The sequence below is a fragment of the Bacillus sp. 22475 genome (assembly GCF_052044835.1).
Taxonomy (GTDB): domain Bacteria; phylum Bacillota; class Bacilli; order Bacillales; family Bacillaceae_G; genus Bacillus_A; species Bacillus_A cereus.
Genome location: NZ_JBQENW010000001.1, coordinates 549,671 through 566,778, shown reverse-complemented (window position 1 = coordinate 566,778; position 17,108 = coordinate 549,671). Strand labels below are relative to the sequence as shown.

Here is a 17,108-nt window from a genome sequence, read left to right as displayed (position 1 = left end):
CTTTTTTGAAATATATTCCACATCTAAGTTTATCATAAATCAAATCTACCCTTACACCTTGAATAATCTTTATTTTCAGATTAAATTATATAATAACAAATACATTCTATTTTCATGTGAAAAGGAGCGAAAATATGTTTCCTTTATTAAAAACTGAAAGACTCATTTTAAGAGAACTTACCGAAAAAGATGCACCACGTATACTACAATGCTTTTCTAATACTAATGTACTGCGCTATTATGGCCAAAAACCGTTACAAGATGTTGATCAAGTGAAACAAATCATTCATAACTTTAAGTTGAGTTACAATGCAAGAAGCGGTATAAAATGGGGAATCGAATTAAAAGACAAGAAAGAACTCATCGGTACCATTGGTTTTCACGATTGGTCTTCTGAGCATAAACGAGCCAATATAAGTTATGCCTTTTTGCCTGAACACTGGGGAAAAGGATATGCCACTGAAGCAATTTCTGAAGTTATATCATATGGTTTCCACACAATTCATTTAAAACGTATCGGTGCAATTGTCTTTCTTGAAAATGAAGCTTCCAATAAAGTACTATTAAAATTAGGCTTTGAAAAAGAAGGCGTTCTAAAAAATTATATGTATCAAGATGATATCCCATATGATACGAATTTTTACGCTTTATTAAAATCGGTTTAATAGAATTCATGTGTAAAAAACCTTACTTTTAAAAAGTAAGGTTTTTTGTATTTATTCATTAGCAATATAAGCATTCTTATAAGTATAAATACCACCAAATTGATGCTTTTCAATTCCTTTTACATAATCCTTTTGTACATATGCTGAGCCAATATGATAAAGCGGCGCCACCGCAGCATCTTCTAATAATACCTGCTCGGCTTCTCGCAACGCTTCCCATCGGTTTTCCGTATCTAGTACAAAATCCGTTTTCGCTTTCTTTATTAATTCATCGTAATGAACATTAGAATAATTCATTTTATTATTCGGATTCCCTGTCGTAAATAACTCTAAATAACTAATTGGGTCTTTATAGTCAGGTCCCCAATTTGCCATAGTTATATCGTAATCACCTGTTTGTTCTAACTGTAATTTTTGCTTAAATGGCTGTTGTTTAATTTGTATCGTTAATCCATGCAAATTCTTTTCTAAATCACCTTTTATATATTCTGCCATCCGTTTTGCATTATCTTGTTCAAACGTTAAAAACTCGAGGTTTACTTGCTCTACTTCAAGCTCTTTTTTCGCTTCTTCCCAAATCTTTTGCGCATTTTGCAAATCATATGAAGAAAGATCTCCGTTTTCTTTTCTAAAATCTTTACCGGTCACTTCATTTACATGACCAACTGGTACAAGTCCACTTGCAGGTTTTGCTCCGTTATTAATAAAGTGAGCAACGAAATCATCTTTATTTAACGCTAATGAAATAGATTGACGCACCTTTTTATTTGCTAACGCGTTATTTTTTTCATTAAAACGAAGCATAGCAATTCCAGGATCACTCGACATATGTAATTCCTTATTCCCTTTATACTTGTCTACAACTTGCGAATTAATAGGTACTCGATCCAAATCTCCGGCTTCATATAAATTTACAGCTGTCATTGTATCCTTTAGGATATGAAAGTTTATTTCATCTAATTTCACTTTCTTTCGATCCCAATATGCAGTATTTTTCTTTAATTGAAACTCTTGTTCATGCTTCCATTTTTCTAATACAAATGGACCGTTATATATGAGATTACTAGGTTCCAATGCATAATTGTTTCCTTGTTCTTTCAAAAATGATTCATGCTGTGGTAAGTATATAGGTAGTGCTAACAACTGTAAAAAATACGGAATTGACTGTTCGAGTTCAACTTCTAACCTATAATTATTTATCGCTTTAACCCCAAGTGCATCAAGAGGCATTGTTCCCTTATTGATCTCTTTCGCATTTTTTACATAAAAAAGCATGGACGCATATTGAGAGGCTGTTTCAGGGTTAATTGCACGTTTCCAAGCAAATATAAAATCATTTGCTGTTACATTATCCCCATTTGACCATTTTGCATCTTTACGCAAGTCAAATGTATATTTCTTACCATCTTCACTTCTTTTAAACGATTTTGCTATGGCTGGAGTAGGCTGATCTTGATCGTTTAATACATATAACCCTTCAAATATATTCTGCATAATGTGTGCTGATGTACCATCTGTTGTTTTCACAGTGTCCAGAGAAGGAATTTCTTCTGATACTGTTACATTTAACACTTGTTTTTTAACCTCTATGTCACTTTTATCCGCTTTATTATTACAAGCTGTTAATAATAAAGATGTAACAAGTGCCATTACCATTAAATGGCTCTTTTTTCGCTTCATGAGTTGTTCTCCTTAAATATAAAATATTATAAAGCGTAATATATTATAGCAGAAATACTAACAGAAAGATGCGACATTCTTTTGAATATTTATTCGTTCAAGAAAAAAGTTTTTTTAAAAAAGGGTACGGACTATCTTGGAATCTTTTTGATTTTCAACAAAAAACACATATAAAATAATAAGGTGAATTTTTTGGTTATAATCCCCAAATATCCAACTGGCCGTTCATCTTTAATTTTAATTACTCGTGTATCTTCTCACAGCGTATTTACAGCATGTGAAAATAATCATGATCCTGAAGAAGATGAAAACGAAGGAAACGCAAAAGATTTCAGAGAGCTATTCACTCCTGAAGCGAAGAAAACCGTTGCTTTTGTGGGGGGAAATACAGATCTAATGAAATCAGTTAGCAAAGATCTTAAAAACTATAAAATCCAAAAAAGTGAAGAGAAAAATGAAATTGCTACAGTAACTGTTAATGCTGTATATAAAGGTAATCCTAAAAAAGTAATCGTAATTGAACTAGAGAAAACGGATGATGGTTGGAAAATTAGTAAATCATAAAAAAACGGTCTAGAATTCTAGGCCGTTTTTTAGTTTCCTCAATCTTCTTCTTCGAAATCACGTAGACTAGCAAGCAATTCTGTAAATGTTGAGCAAACAGGATATATTGCTTCCTCTATGTTTTCTTCTTCATGATCCCAAAATACTACTGTTGGTGATTCGGGATTGCTACGGTAATCAAAACACAGATGATTCCCAAATGAATCCTTACCAAAGGGATATACTTTATTTGCTAATCTATCTTTTATATCATCATAAACTTGGATGATTGAATTTCTACTTTCTAAATCAAAAGTTAAAAGCTTGCTAAATACATTCTCATCCTGTCCGGGTACATCAAATATTTTGGGTCTTGGATAGCCACTATCATATTTTTTTACACATTCTATAAAATCCATAGGGAATTTAATATTGAAATATTGTTCTACTTTCTGAATGTTTTCATCTGTAATTTCTTTTTTATTTACTCCAATCCAAGTAACGTTGCTCATATATACTCCTCCTTACTTATCGCTGTCTTTTCCCCAAATTTTATATCCACCAGTGTGACCTGTTTTCCTATGTGTTTCATAATCAACAAGTTGCATTCGTCCTGCTTCTTGATGATGATGCCATGTATAATTCTCTGGTACCTCGCCTAGCTTAAATAACTCTATTTCTTCTTCTGTGAATTTTGCAGCTAACTTAGGGTCTTTCATTATTTGTTCGTATAATGCTTTACTACATATTCTATCATGTGTTGGTCTAGATTTTTTAAAATCTGCTTCTTTTAATTTAACTTCAGAAACAGGTTTAAAAATAGGGAAACCATCTAAATCATACGGAATTCCTGTAACTGGATGTTTATTTCCCGCTAACTCACCCAATCTTAACCTTATTGTTTTCGGACCATTTGGACCCTCATAAGTATATGGGGCTGCTTTCTGCAAGTACTGTTGAATACTTCCGACTCCCGCATATGAAAGATGATTACCCCCCTTAAATTCATAGTTATTTAATATATGTAATGCATTTCTATATGCCGGGGAATTAATTACAAGTGATTTTCCTTTAGTAAAACCTGTAATAGCAGCTACCTTACCTGCTTGTCCTACTTTATCTAGACCTTTGCTACCAGCAAAGCCTGTTAGTAGTGTAGTGACTGCGTAAGCTGCATAATGTTCTCTGCTTTCAAGATCTCCATTCCAAAAATTATTCATAAATGTATCTGATACAGTGTTCCATGCAGCAGGAAGAGTCTCCCTATAGTTTACAATCGCATCTCGCATATTTAACCAGGTTTCTTTATCTCCTAAAGCTACAAATCCTTCCCATGCATCTACAGCACCATCTATAAAACCAGTAGAAATACCAGTCCACGCAGCATTTAAATCCTTTTTATTCAAAAATGACTCTTCTGATTTTGGAGGGAGTTTTCCACACATGGCTCCTTCTTGAATATTAGAATCAACTAAATTTCCGCCATACAATTCATCCGCTTCTCGGAATTTAACAGCTGCACGTTCTAATTCTACTGCGATTTTATCTAATTCTTGCAAAATGTTAAACATCATTGGCTTTGCTTCATTAAAATTAAACATCTGATAGAAACGATCACTGCTTGCTCCGCTCCACTGAGAAGCTATATATTCAGTTTGAGAGTATAAGTCTTTATGTATATATTCTAATGATGATCTCGTATTTCTTACTGTTTTAGCAACTTCTTCTAATTGTTCCGGTGTTACCTTAATTTGTGTGCTCACTCCATCCCTTCTTTGCATATATATTATAAAAATTATAACATATCATGATTTCATGAATGGTTATCATTTAAAAATATCCGTTCCCTCTTTTTATCAATGTTGGCACAAAAAAGGTTCAGACACAAAAACAGGATGTGGAGAAGACTTTCTCCACATCCTGAAAATACCTATCTTTGTAAACCTCGTTTATAACGACTTGCTTCAAATATAATACGCTCTTCATCTAACGTTTTACATTCACCATTCCAAACGACACGTTTTCCGTTAATAATTACATCGCTTATATCTTTACCACTCGCAGCATATACAAGGTGTGATAACACTTCATCTGCTGGTTGTAGATGCGGCTTATTAGACGGGTCAATCGTAATAAAATCGGCACACTTACCAACTTCAAGTGATCCCGTTTGTTTTATGCCAATTACTTCCGCAGCTCCTTTTGTCGCAAGAGAAAGAGCTGTTTCAACTGGTAATGCTGTTGCATCTTGGTGTATACCTTTTTGCAATAAAGTTGCTATACGCAGTTCTTCAAACATGTCTAAATTATTGTTAGACGCAACACTATCTGTTGCAATCCCTACTTTTATTCCGGCTTCTAGCATCGCTTTTACATTCGCTATACCAGAACCTAGTTTTAAATTACTATTCGGATTATGAGCTACTCGAACGTCATGTTCTGCTAAAAATGCACGCTCATCATCATTTAATACTACACCGTGTGCAATAACTGTTGGGCGTTTAAACAATCCGCAGCTCGCTGCATATTCTACTGGACGTTTTCCGTACTGTGCTTCAATATCACGTACTTCACGCTCTGTTTCAGAAAGGTGGATATGAACCATCGTTTGATTCTCTACTGCAATCCGTGCGCACTCTTCTAACAATTCTGTACTACATGTATATGGACTATGTGGTGCAACCATCGTAGTTAACATGCCACTTTCTTTATAATAACGCTTCACATATTTCTCAGCTTCTTCAATCGCTTTCTTTTCATCGTCTTTCGTTCCAAAGCTAAATAAAGTCCTTGAAACAGCAGCTCGCATCCCGCTCCTTGATACCGTTTCCATAATTGCGTCTTGATCTACTCCAATTGGATTAAACATGTCAGAGAATGATGTCGTACCACTTTTTACCATCTCGAGCAATCCTAATTCCGTACTAGCTACCGCAAGCTCTGGAGTAAATTGACTTTCCAGTGGCCAAATTCTCGTCTCAAGCCATGGCTGTAATAACATATCATCTCCAATACCTCTTAGGAGACTCATTACAACGTGTGTATGTGTATTTACAAGCCCTGGTAAAACCCACTTTCCTTTCATGTCAATTACTTCATCTACTTCAAAATCATTAGCGAATTCTCCGCTCTTTACATCTATAATTTGATCATTTTCTACAATGATATATCCATTTTCTATCACTTCGTTTTGTTCATTCATCGTTACAATTGTAGCGTTTACATAAGTTGTTTTCAAAAGTATTTCCCCTTTCAACTCTATGAAGTTCCCTTTAATGAGTTACCACCATTATAGTAACTTATTGAAGATTAAGAGTCAAAAGATAATTTTAATTCTTTTGTTATTTTTTCCTTCAAAATGCTATATTGTTTTTCATTTGTATCTGCAAATGCTTCTTCCCGATTTGACTTTCCATCCATATAATTCAATTTCCCATTGAATTGAGTCTCTGTAAAATCAAATCTCTGCCCATCTATAAAGTTATAAAAGTGCCATACCTCTCTTACTTTTGTCTTTTTAATTTCTCCTCCGTATATGTCTTGAACGACAAGAGCTGTAACACCACATTGTCCCTTTGCTGGGTTTTCAATTGTCCACTTTGAACTCGTTTCAATCGACCACGATTTTATTAGTGCTTCATATATTCTTTTTTCCTTTACATCATCCATTCTAATCTTCCCCTACTATTAATAGTTTTACACATCATATTTCAAAAGAGGCAGTACACGACCCTTAAAGACAGTTGATGGTGTCTCTCCTATTAACTGTGCTCCCATTTTCAAGTAATATCCTTTTGCATTCGGATCACTATCAATTGTAAAACTTTTTAATTCTAATTCATTGGCTTTTTCTATTACATACTCCCAAAGTATTTTCCCGTAACCTTTTCCTTTGTAATGAGGATGAATGTACAAGAAATCGAGAGCTTTATCATTACGTAAAAATGAGAAAAAACCAATCTTCGCATTATCGTTTTCTAAAACATATACAAAATTATTTTTTATGTACTCTTCCGTAATTGTTAAATCTTCCTTACAAGCAAGTATGAATTCTTCACTATAATTCCACGTTGCTTTTGAATGTAGTGCGAGTTCACTTAATTCATTTGCTTCACTTAATAATGCTTCTCTTATCTTCATGATTCTTTTTCCTCACTTTCAATATGTACACTACTAAATTGATTCGGGAAGCACTTCAAAAAACCCTTTAATTTCCATAAATTAGAAATTATTTTTATAAATCTTTATTATAATCAGTACGATTTCCAACAATTTTTTTAAAGAAAAAGAACGCCATCCCTAAAAGTTGGCGTTCTCTTTTTCTAAAATTTAATCTTCAAGCTCACTCATTCGTTTTACTATTTCGTACGATACAAACCTATACAGTTTCTACTACCGCTTCAAGCATTGTTCCATTTTTAGCATAGTTCGTATGCCAAGAAAAAGCTTTTTCTAAAATATGAGGAGTTTGTCCACCTCTTATTTTTGCTTCTTCGTAATAAGCTCGTAGCTGTTCACGATACATTGGATGTGCGCAATTCTCAATAATAAGTTCCACTCTTTCTCTTGGCGCAAGTCCCCTTAAGTCGGCATATCCCTGTTCAGTGACGATAACATCTACATCATGTTCAGTATGGTCTACATGAGAAACGAAAGGAACGATACTTGAAATGTTACCACCTTTCGCAATCGATTTAGTAACAAAGATAGCTAGGCGGGCATTTCTTGCAAAATCGCCAGACCCACCAATACCATTCATCATTTTTGTACCTAAAACGTGAGTAGAGTTAACATTTCCGTATATATCTAATTCTAATGCAGTATTAATTGAGATTAATCCAAGGCGACGAATAATTTCAGGATGATTGGAAATCTCTTGTGGACGCATCATTAATTTGTCACGATATTTTTCAAAGTTAGAAAATACTTGTTGCATTTTCTCTTCAGAAAGCGTGATAGAACAACAAGAAGCAAAATTGACTTTTCCAGCATCCATAAGATCAAAAACTGCATCTTGTAAAACCTCGGAATATACTTCTAAATCTTCAAATTCTGAATCTAACATTCCATGCAATACGGCGTTAGCCACTGAACCAATTCCTGATTGTAACGGCGCTAAACGATTTGTTAATCGGCCTACTTTGACTTCTTCTCGAAGGAATTCTATTAAATGCTGTGCCATAATAACAGTTTCTTCATCCGGAGGAACAATTGTCGATGGCGAATCCAATTGATTCGTAAACACAATTCCCTTTACTTTTTCAGAATCAATTGGAATACCGATTGTTCCAATTCGGTCATCTGTTTTCACAAGCGGAATTGGAAGCCTCTCCCCTTGTTTACCTGGTTCATATAGATCATGTAGCCCCTCTAATTGCGCGGATTGAGCCATATTCATTTCAATAATAATAGACTTAGCATTTAAGGAAAACGCTAAGGAATTTCCAATTGAAGTGGTTGGAATAATCATTCCGTCCTCTGTAATCGCAACCGCTTCCAAAATAGCGAAATCTATATCCAGAACGTCAGCACGGAGTAACTCTGCTGTATGAGACAAGTGTTGATCCACAAATAAAAAGTCTCCGTTATTAATTCCTTTTCGCATAGTCGCGTCAGCTTGGAAAGGTAATCTTTTCCCTAAAATTCCTGCCTCAGCAAATAATTTGTCTACATCCGAGCCTAAAGAAGCCCCAGTATAAACATTTACTTTAAAAGATTCATCATTCTTAACTCGGTTTACAAGCGCAAATGGGACTGCTTTTACATCACCTGCACGTGTAAACCCACTTAAGCCTAAAGTCATTCCACTTTGAATCCAGGAAGCTGCTTCTTCAGGTGTAACTACTCGATCTTTTAGACGTTGATCTCTGATTCTATCTAAATTGTTCTCCATATGTAATCCCTCTCTCATTGAATATTCATAATTATTTTACACATTAACACTATCAAAATAGGGATTTTAGTATACAATGCCGAAAATTCAGACAGAACAGCAAATCTAGGTTCTAAAGCAGAAAAATTTAGAATCCTAGAAGCTTACGAAAATAACTAGCGTATGATTGACTAACTGGTACCCTCTCACCATTATCCATCGAAAGTACAAAAGTAGAATGGGTATCAGGATAAATCGCTTTAATATGATTAACATTTACAATAAATGAACGGTGACATCTAATAAATGAATCTTTCGGAAGCAAGTATTCGAATTCTTGTAGAGAGTATTTATGTGTTCCTGATAACTCTTCTGAATTCACATACGTCTTTTTATCTTTAGCCTCTAAATACATAACCTTTGAAAAAGGAACCGGAATCCAGCCGTCTGTTGTTTTTAAAGTAACGACTGACTTTCCATCCGTTAAAGCTGGATAAATTGCCATTACGCACCCTTCAAGCTTTCCATTGTTTGAAAATGGTACAGCCATTCCATGATAAGGAATACCAAAAACATCCCGATTAATAAACTCAGATGTTTTTTGATTCATCACCATCGCTTTGTGAGCAATCGTTCCTTCCTTTATAGGATCCCCGACACTAATCTTTAAATCAATTCGTTTACTTGGCCGATAATAAATATATTCTTTCGTATTCGAAACAGCAATTGAAATTTCATCTGAAAATAATTCCCCAACAACATCCAGTAATAAACCTAACGTTCTATCTTCCATTCTATTAACACCTCATTCGCTATTATACTACTATTATGAACAGGCATCTGTTGCTTTATAAAAAATTTGATTTTAAGTTACTTTTAAAATTAGTTGTATTCACTATTACTTCGTTACTACAAAAAACCTCACTTCAGAAAAGTGAGGTTTCCTCTCATACAATATTTCTTTATTTTTTTAACGACTCTAGTAACTTTTTAACAAAATAAATTGAATTATGCGAAGCAGATACACAATTATCTTCGAACACTTCTATGCCAGACGCTTCTTCTGTATCTGTTATTGATCTCACTGCTAAAAACGGAATCGTATTTGCATAGCAGACGTGGGCTATACTTGCAGTTTCCATATCTACACAAAGTGGATTGTATTTAGAGATTATTTCTGTACGACCACTCTCACTAATAAACGCTTCTCCAGTAACAACTTTTCCAAAATAAACATTTTGAGCGAATTGATTGTTCTCAACCACTTCTCTGCTTAATTCAAGCAGGTTTCTATCTGTTCTAAAATATACACTTTCCATCCAAGGATGATATTCAGTTAATATCCCTTCATCAACATCATGATATGCTATTTCTGTTGAAATTACTGTATCTCCAATTTTCAATACTTTGTCGATTGCTCCTGCAACACCTGTGACAATAATATGCGTTACATTGAATTTATCGATTAATATTTGAGTTGCAATAGCTGCATTAACTTTACATACACCACAATATAAGGCAACAACTTCTACATTCTCATATTTCCCACTGTGAAATGTTAACATCGCAAGATTCGTTATTTCCTTATTAGACATTTCTTCAATAAAAGGCGTAATTTCATCTTCTGATGGACCGATAATTCCAAATCTCATACATTCATCTCCTTACTTACACAGAGCTTGCTATCTGTTTAATTATATAGAATAAGATTTATTTTTTATTAAGTAAAGTGAATTTAAGAATTTATTGCCCCTATTTCTGTATAATAGATAATCCCAAACTACAAACAGTTTGGGATTATCTTTCTCATTTATTATGCGCATCTAACCACGAAATTAAATCTTTAAATACTTCATCCTTATTTACTTCATGAAACATTTCATGTCTACCATTTTCATATAAACGTAGTGTCACGTCTTTCACACCACATTTTTTATAGTTTTCATATACTTCTTTTACACCTTTCCCCATATCGCCAACAGGATCACGATCACCAGAGAATATATATATTGGAAGATTCTTTGGCGTCTTCTTGTATTCTTCTAGTTTATTTACTTCTAATACACCAGAAAATAATTCTCGGTAAAAACTCGTCGTACAAATGAAACCACATAACGGATCCGCAATATATTTATCAACTTGATTATTATCTGAAGATAACCAATCAAATTTTGTACGATTTGGCTTAAAGTTCGAATTGAAGTTTCCGAAAGATAAAAAGTTTAACATTGGACTTTTCGTTTTTGCCCCGCGCAATTTCATTTCGATTGTTGCTACTTTATGACCAACGGCTCCTAAAAGCCCTGGATCTCCACCTGTTCCTGAAATCAGAAATCCATCATATAATTCGCCTCTAAGTTGTACAGCACGTCTTGATAAAAAAGAACCCATACTATGTCCAAGTAAAAACAAAGGACTTGACTGCTCTTCTTTTATCCTTTCTGAAACAAAGATAACATCCGATACAACTTGATTCCACCCTATATTCGGTTCAAAATGACCATAATCTTCTTCTTTTTTTACTGTTTTCCCATGTCCTTTATGATCATGCGCATAAACACCATAACCTGCTTCCAATAAAGCATCTACAAATTCTGTATACACCCCTGCATGCTCTGTCATGCCATGTGCAATCTGAATAATTCCTCTCGGATCTCCTTCTGGTAACCATTTACGCAAATAAATTTCCGATCCATCCAATGCCGTAACGAAACTTTCCTGTACATTCATTTCGTCAGCCCCCAAATTTATTATGTATACCTTTAAGAAAAATGAATATCCATTCACTTTTCTTATTTTATATTATATGTAATTGCTTTCATTATGACAAATGATGTATTTTTCAGACTTGCTTTCAAACTAATCTCTTGACGAATTAAAAATAAAATTATATAGTTACTTACATAAAGTAATTATATAATTTTTAGGAGGTTTCTACTATTATGATGCCATCACTATTTTTAGCACATGGTTCGCCTATGCTCGCTATTCAAGATACAGACTATACACGATTTTTAAAAACACTTGGAGAAACATATAAACCGAAAGCAATTGTTATTTTCACTGCTCACTGGGAAAGTAAAGTATTAACGATTTCCTCATCAGATAATGAATATGAAACAATTTATGATTTTGGAGGTTTTCCCCCTGAGTTATACGAAATCAAATATCGTGCGAAAGGCTCTTCTAGCATTGCATCTATGTTAGAAACAAAATTTAGAAACAAAGGTATTCCAGTCCATTATAATATGACGAGAGGTTTAGATCATGGTTCATGGACACTCCTGCACCGCATGTATCCAGAAGCAAATATTCCTGTCGTGCAAATATCAGTAAATCCATTCCTTTCTGCAAAAGAACAATTTGAAATTGGAGAAGCACTTAAAGGACTCGGACAAGAAGATATTTTAGTAATCGGTAGTGGCGTTACCGTTCATAATTTACGAGCACTGAAATGGAATCAAACTACACCTGAAAAATGGGCAATTGAATTTGATGATTGGATTATTAAACATATGCAGAATAACGATAAAGATGCATTGTTTAATTGGGAGAATAATGCTCCTCATGCACAATTAGCCGTACCAAGAGCAGAGCATTTTGTTCCTTTGTTTATTGCAATGGGAAGTGGCGAGAATAGCGGTGAAGTCATTCACCGTAGTTATGAGCTTGGTACATTAAGTTATCTCTGTCTTCGATTTTAAAGAAAAAGGATGAAGCACATGTTGCTTCATCCTTTTTCTTTTTCATTCACTTAGTTAACTAACTTCCAAACGTTGTTTCTCTGATACTTCTTCGTTCTTATTATGAAAATAAACCCAAATACACGCAATAAATAATAGTGATGATGTAGAGAGGAAAACATATTGGAAGCCTGCATGCGCTGCAATTTGTCCCCCGAGCACTGGACCAATCATATTTCCTAAAAACTGAAACGACTGATTATATCCAAATATTCGTCCCGTAACATGGGTTGGTGTATGTTGTTTTAGTAGAGTTTGTACGGAAGGCAATAATCCTGCTTGTGCGATACCTAATAAAAATCGAAGAATTAATAGTTGCCAAGCTGAGGTTACAAATGCTTGCGGGATAAAAATAATTCCAGCTGCAAACAACGCTACAACTAACGTTTTTTGAGGACCGATATGATCTGATAATTTTCCTAGTCTTGGTGCTGCCAAAATAACTGCTAATCCTGTCGCTGACATAACTGCACCCGCAATTGTTTCAATATGTGCAGTATGAGGACCTACTAAATTTTTCACGTACAATGTAACAATTGGTTGAACTGACATATTAGCAAGTTGAATAATAAATGTTGTTACAAATAAACTAATAATTAAATGCTTCGCTGGGACCATCGTCCATACTTTTTTCGGCTGTGTTTTTTTTGCTTGAGCAGAGTGATTTTCTTCATGCAGGAAGAAAAAAACGATGAGAAAGGAAAGGAATAAAAAAGCTCCTGTAACAAGAAAGACATGACGCATTCCAATTAACTCAGACAAATAACCTCCAAGTAACGGGCCAAGTAACGAACCGCTCACACCACCAGTTGAAATTGTGGAAATCGCCCAACCTGAATGTTCTTTCGGAGTTTCTGCTGCAATAAATGTCATCGCTGTTGAAAGGAAACCAGATACTGCTCCCATTAAAAATCTTAGTGCGACTAGTTGATACACATCCGTTACAAACCCCATAAGCGTCATAATAATCGCCATACCAAGGCTAGCACGAATAAGCATCAATTTCCGTCCATGTATATCACCAAGCTTCCCCCATATTGGCGATACGATCGCACCCATTAAAAATGTTACACCAAATGCAAGTCCCGACCACTGTGCAATGCTTGAAGTGCCAGTTACTCCTAATTCCTCAATATAAAAAGATAAGAAAGGAATTACTAAACTCATACCGGCTGCAGTGGTAAAACAACCTAGCCAACAAATCATTAAATTCCGTTTCCAGCTGGCCATTTTCACACCTTCTTTCTTTAGATACCCATTCTACACCCTTTCTTGTAAAAAGTTTAGTAATTTGCTTTATATGCAAGATTTACTACAAAACCCGCTATTTTCTAGTAAAAACCACTATATCTCTACATCATTTTCATAATAAAACCAACTCCCCTAGATGAAGTTGGTTAATGATCCATTATCGGTATTAAACGTGCATTACAACATCGCTCATAAAACTCAACTGGACCCGCTTGTCCAATAATCGCATATTCATATCCATCTTGCTTCATATTATATAAACAATGATGCAATAATTCTTTTCCTACACCTTTCACACGATTTTGTTTCGCTATGCCCATCGGACCAAACAATCCTTTCTTTCCTCTCACTACATCGTAACAGGCAAAACCAATTATTACTTCCTCCTGCTGTGCAATATAGATAGGTAACTTTTCGTTATATGTCCGAAATCCATAATCAACCGACTGTAACCACCGTTCACCAAATTCATCCGCTACAAATCGTGATAACTTATCAAAGTCAGAAGGACTAGCTCTTCTTATATGACAAAATAATGTATTATAAATAGTTTTAAAACGATTTAATTCTACCACTAAGTCTCTCGGTACAGCTGTAATACGTAATATATCTTCTTGCATTTGTGTATGTATAAATTCACCAATATCTGTATCTATACGAAATAACGCATACATAATATGTCCTTCATTGATCACTACTTGCTGAAAGCGTTCCATGCGTTTCTTCGCTATTTGTAAAATTTCTATCGTTTTATAAGATAGTTTATATTGCCCTATTTTTTTATATTCTTGATTATGTAAATTGAATCGTTTTCGTAACGAAAGTTTTTCTAAAAAATCTGGACCCACTTTATGAAACAAATACATAAATAACTCAGCGCAAACTCCTGTACCTTCTTTACACATGCCTATAAACAGATGGACCGGGTGAATTATGTTATACTCACTCTCTTTTGTTGCAATCTCCAATATTTTATGCACACGTTTTGTAAATTGAAATTCCTTCATATGTATTTCCATCCTCTACTAATTTACTAACAAACCGTAACCATAAATAATTGAAACAATTACACCCACTACCAATATACCTGGAAGTAAATTTGCCACCTTGATTTTAATAATACTAAGCAAGTTCAATCCAATAGCAGATATCATAATGCCGCCCGTAGCCGTCATCTCCACTATAAATTGGTTCATTAATTCTTTCGGGACAAAACTATTAATTTGTGTTGCAAAAACTGCAATACCACCTTCATATAAAACAACTGGAATCGCCGAAAATACTACGCCAATTCCTAGAGTTGTCGTTAATATAATAGAAATAAATCCATCGATAATCGCCTTTGTAAATAAAATATCATGATTTCCGCGAATCCCACTGTCAAGTGCACCAAGTATCCCCATCGCGCCAATTGCAAAAATTAAAGTAGCTGTTACAAAACCTTCTGATATGCTGCCTTTCCCTTTCGATCCAACTTTATTTTCTAGCCAATCCCCTAAATGTTTTAACTTTTCTTCTAATTGTAACCATTCTCCAATTACCGTACCAATCACTAAACTCAGTATGACAACAAGAAAGTTTTCACTTTTTAATGCCATTTGAAGCCCAAGCACAGTAACCGCTAAACCGATTGCGTGCATTATCGTCCCTTTCATACTTTCTGGAATCCTACTAAATAATTTACCAAGTAAAGTACCAAATATAATACAAATCCCATTTACAACTGCTCCTAATATAACCATTTCTCATTCTTCACCCTTCGAATTCTTTATTTCTATATTTTGGTTTATACATTGATTTACAGGTTATCTATATGTTAACTTAATATTGAGAATATTAACAAATGTTTTCCACTACATAACCCGCTATTTTTTGTAACTTTAATTACCTTTAATAGATTCAGTGTTAATTTAATTGCGGGATAATATTAAAAGGGAAGGTATATATGAAAACTTTACTAAAACGATTTTTGTTAATAGCCTTTTTCATTACACCGATTGTTTTATTAATCAATTACTCTTTTATTTCAAAAGCAAAAGACAAACCCGACTTACAAAACAAATCTAGTAAAACCGCTTCAAAAAGCGAAAAGAAAATAGAAGACCAAGAAATCACACTCACCTTCTCTGGTGATACAATGTTTGATTGGCAATTGCGTCCTATAATCGAAAAAAACGGGGCTGATTACCCATTCCAACATGTAAAAGAAGAAATAAAAAAAGCTGATATTTCTTTTGTGAATTTAGAGTCGGCATTTACAACGAAAGAAAAGAAAGCACCTGGGCAACTGTTTTGGATTAAAAGTGATCCATCTACACTACAAGCTATTAAAAACACTGGATATGACATCGTAAATATTGGGAATAACCACACACTTGATTATGGGCAAGATGGATTATTAGATACGATTTCTCACGTAGAAAAATTAAAGTTCCCTTACATTGGAGCCGGAAAAAATGCGAAAGATGCATATACAGCACGAGAAATGACCGTAAAAGGGAAAAAGTTCAAATTTCTTTCCTTCGTTCGATTTATGCCTGATTCTAATTGGGTAGCTGGTAAGAATAAACCTGGCGTTGCGAATGGCTATGATTTAAATCTTGTAACAAAAACAATTAAAGAACAAAAGAAAGATGCAGACTATTTAATCGTCTATATGCATTGGGGCGTTGAAAAATCAAATCGTCCGGTAGAATACCAAAAGCAATATGTACCTAAAATGGTTGAAGCAGGAGCTAACGCAATTGTCGGAAGCCATCCACATTGGTTACAAGGGTTTGAGTATTATAATAAAGTTCCTATCGCTTACTCATTAGGTAACTTTTTATTCCCGAGTTATGTGAATGGGAAAAGCGCTGAAACTGGCGTATTAACTTTAACTTTTAAAGGAAAGGATGTCCAAATGTCATTCAATCCTTATATCATTCGCAACAACCAAGTTTCCCCTGTAAATGAGGGAGAAAAGAAAAAAGCTCTTCAATATTTACAAACAATTTCAACTGATGTAGAAATTGATGATACAGGGAAAATAAAAAACAAACGAAACTAGACAGCTCAAGATCTATTTCTCTGTAATATACTTTACAGAATAGGTGATAAACATGCTGAAAGACTTATTAGAAAATGTAAGTTTGTTAGAGAACGTTTATAAAATGTCTATAGCAATCCTACTTTTATGTTCCTTTTATTCTGTGAGACTATTTAAAAAAATAAAGCGAGAGAGAAATCTTACTCCCTTTGAATTTACAATGTATGTAATTATTCGCATTGCGATATTTTTTTGGTTAGCTAGCTTTATTCTTCTTGAATTTAATGAGTACCTAGTTTAACTATAAAAAAGATAGAACAAGCACT

At 34.3% G+C, this 17,108-nt stretch carries 18 protein-coding genes; 5 read left to right on the top strand and 13 right to left on the bottom strand.

Annotated elements, in window-relative coordinates; translation table 11 throughout:
* Positions 1–134: 134 nt before the first annotated feature.
* Positions 135–665, top strand: a complete 531-nt coding sequence (locus ACTJJY_RS03100; protein WP_440604978.1) for a GNAT family N-acetyltransferase — start codon at positions 135–137, stop codon at positions 663–665.
* 51 nt (positions 666–716) lie between these two features.
* On the opposite strand, the gene ACTJJY_RS03095 is transcribed toward ACTJJY_RS03100, so the two are convergent.
* Positions 717–2,345, bottom strand: a complete 1,629-nt coding sequence (locus ACTJJY_RS03095) for a peptide ABC transporter substrate-binding protein (RefSeq protein WP_440604977.1) — start codon at positions 2,343–2,345, stop codon at positions 717–719.
* A 234-nt stretch (positions 2,346–2,579) separates the two neighbouring features.
* On the opposite strand from ACTJJY_RS03095, the gene ACTJJY_RS03090 reads away from it, so the two are divergent.
* Positions 2,580–2,909, top strand: coding sequence for a DUF4878 domain-containing protein (locus ACTJJY_RS03090; RefSeq protein ID WP_063549280.1), 330 nt, complete (start codon positions 2,580–2,582; stop codon positions 2,907–2,909).
* 38 nt (positions 2,910–2,947) lie between these two features.
* Here ACTJJY_RS03090 and ACTJJY_RS03085 read toward each other — a convergent pair whose 3' ends face one another.
* The 9 genes from ACTJJY_RS03085 to ACTJJY_RS03045 all read right to left on the bottom strand — a co-directional run bounded on the left by ACTJJY_RS03085 (position 2,948) and on the right by ACTJJY_RS03045 (position 11,490).
* On the bottom strand, positions 2,948–3,400 hold the full coding sequence (locus ACTJJY_RS03085; RefSeq protein ID WP_023521669.1) for an SMI1/KNR4 family protein: 453 nt from the start codon (positions 3,398–3,400) through the stop codon (positions 2,948–2,950).
* A gap of 12 nt (positions 3,401–3,412) precedes the next feature.
* Positions 3,413–4,651: a WXG100 family type VII secretion target gene (locus ACTJJY_RS03080; protein ID WP_440604976.1), complete on the bottom strand. Its 1,239-nt coding sequence runs from the start codon at positions 4,649–4,651 to the stop codon at positions 3,413–3,415.
* A 167-nt stretch (positions 4,652–4,818) separates the two neighbouring features.
* The gene (locus ACTJJY_RS03075; protein ID WP_440604975.1) at positions 4,819–6,144 is read right to left on the bottom strand and encodes a bifunctional S-methyl-5'-thioadenosine deaminase/S-adenosylhomocysteine deaminase; all 1,326 of its coding nucleotides are present in this window, start codon (positions 6,142–6,144) and stop codon (positions 4,819–4,821) included.
* A gap of 53 nt (positions 6,145–6,197) precedes the next feature.
* Positions 6,198–6,557 (bottom strand): YunG family protein, encoded by a 360-nt coding sequence (locus ACTJJY_RS03070; RefSeq protein WP_327879059.1) that lies wholly within the window; start codon positions 6,555–6,557, stop codon positions 6,198–6,200.
* Positions 6,558–6,584: 27 nt separating this feature from the next.
* Complete coding sequence (locus ACTJJY_RS03065) at positions 6,585–7,028, bottom strand: GNAT family N-acetyltransferase (protein WP_000701895.1); 444 nt, start codon at positions 7,026–7,028, stop codon at positions 6,585–6,587.
* A 238-nt stretch (positions 7,029–7,266) separates the two neighbouring features.
* A complete protein-coding gene (locus ACTJJY_RS03060) occupies positions 7,267–8,781 on the bottom strand; it encodes an acetyl-CoA hydrolase/transferase family protein (RefSeq protein ID WP_088054225.1) in 1,515 nt (504 codons plus the stop codon).
* A 127-nt stretch (positions 8,782–8,908) separates the two neighbouring features.
* The gene (locus tag ACTJJY_RS03055; protein WP_440604974.1) at positions 8,909–9,553 is read right to left on the bottom strand and encodes a LytTR family DNA-binding domain-containing protein; all 645 of its coding nucleotides are present in this window, start codon (positions 9,551–9,553) and stop codon (positions 8,909–8,911) included.
* Between the two features lie 169 nt (positions 9,554–9,722).
* Positions 9,723–10,412, bottom strand: coding sequence for a 5'-methylthioadenosine/adenosylhomocysteine nucleosidase (locus ACTJJY_RS03050; RefSeq protein WP_016082075.1), 690 nt, complete (start codon positions 10,410–10,412; stop codon positions 9,723–9,725).
* A gap of 154 nt (positions 10,413–10,566) precedes the next feature.
* The gene (locus tag ACTJJY_RS03045; protein WP_440604973.1) at positions 10,567–11,490 is read right to left on the bottom strand and encodes a lysophospholipase; all 924 of its coding nucleotides are present in this window, start codon (positions 11,488–11,490) and stop codon (positions 10,567–10,569) included.
* 212 nt (positions 11,491–11,702) lie between these two features.
* Between ACTJJY_RS03045 and ACTJJY_RS03040 the strand changes: the two genes are divergently transcribed.
* Entirely contained in the window at positions 11,703–12,464 is a 762-nt protein-coding gene (locus ACTJJY_RS03040; protein WP_440604972.1) for a DODA-type extradiol aromatic ring-opening family dioxygenase, read from the top strand.
* A 54-nt stretch (positions 12,465–12,518) separates the two neighbouring features.
* Here the strand turns inward: ACTJJY_RS03040 and ACTJJY_RS03035 are convergent, their stop codons facing one another.
* The 3 genes from ACTJJY_RS03035 to ACTJJY_RS03025 form a co-directional block, all read right to left on the bottom strand.
* Positions 12,519–13,733: a multidrug efflux MFS transporter gene (locus ACTJJY_RS03035; protein ID WP_440604971.1), complete on the bottom strand. Its 1,215-nt coding sequence runs from the start codon at positions 13,731–13,733 to the stop codon at positions 12,519–12,521.
* Positions 13,734–13,900: 167 nt separating this feature from the next.
* Positions 13,901–14,761, bottom strand: a complete 861-nt coding sequence (locus ACTJJY_RS03030; RefSeq protein WP_440604970.1) for a GNAT family N-acetyltransferase — start codon at positions 14,759–14,761, stop codon at positions 13,901–13,903.
* Between the two features lie 18 nt (positions 14,762–14,779).
* Positions 14,780–15,496: a DUF554 domain-containing protein gene (locus tag ACTJJY_RS03025; protein ID WP_000236030.1), complete on the bottom strand. Its 717-nt coding sequence runs from the start codon at positions 15,494–15,496 to the stop codon at positions 14,780–14,782.
* Positions 15,497–15,699: 203 nt separating this feature from the next.
* Here ACTJJY_RS03025 and ACTJJY_RS03020 point away from each other — a divergent pair, with 203 nt between their 5' ends.
* Positions 15,700–16,803, top strand: a complete 1,104-nt coding sequence (locus ACTJJY_RS03020) for a CapA family protein (protein WP_440604969.1) — start codon at positions 15,700–15,702, stop codon at positions 16,801–16,803.
* 52 nt (positions 16,804–16,855) lie between these two features.
* Complete coding sequence (locus tag ACTJJY_RS03015) at positions 16,856–17,083, top strand: hypothetical protein (protein ID WP_023521660.1); 228 nt, start codon at positions 16,856–16,858, stop codon at positions 17,081–17,083.
* The last annotated feature ends 25 nt before the right edge of the window (positions 17,084–17,108 follow it).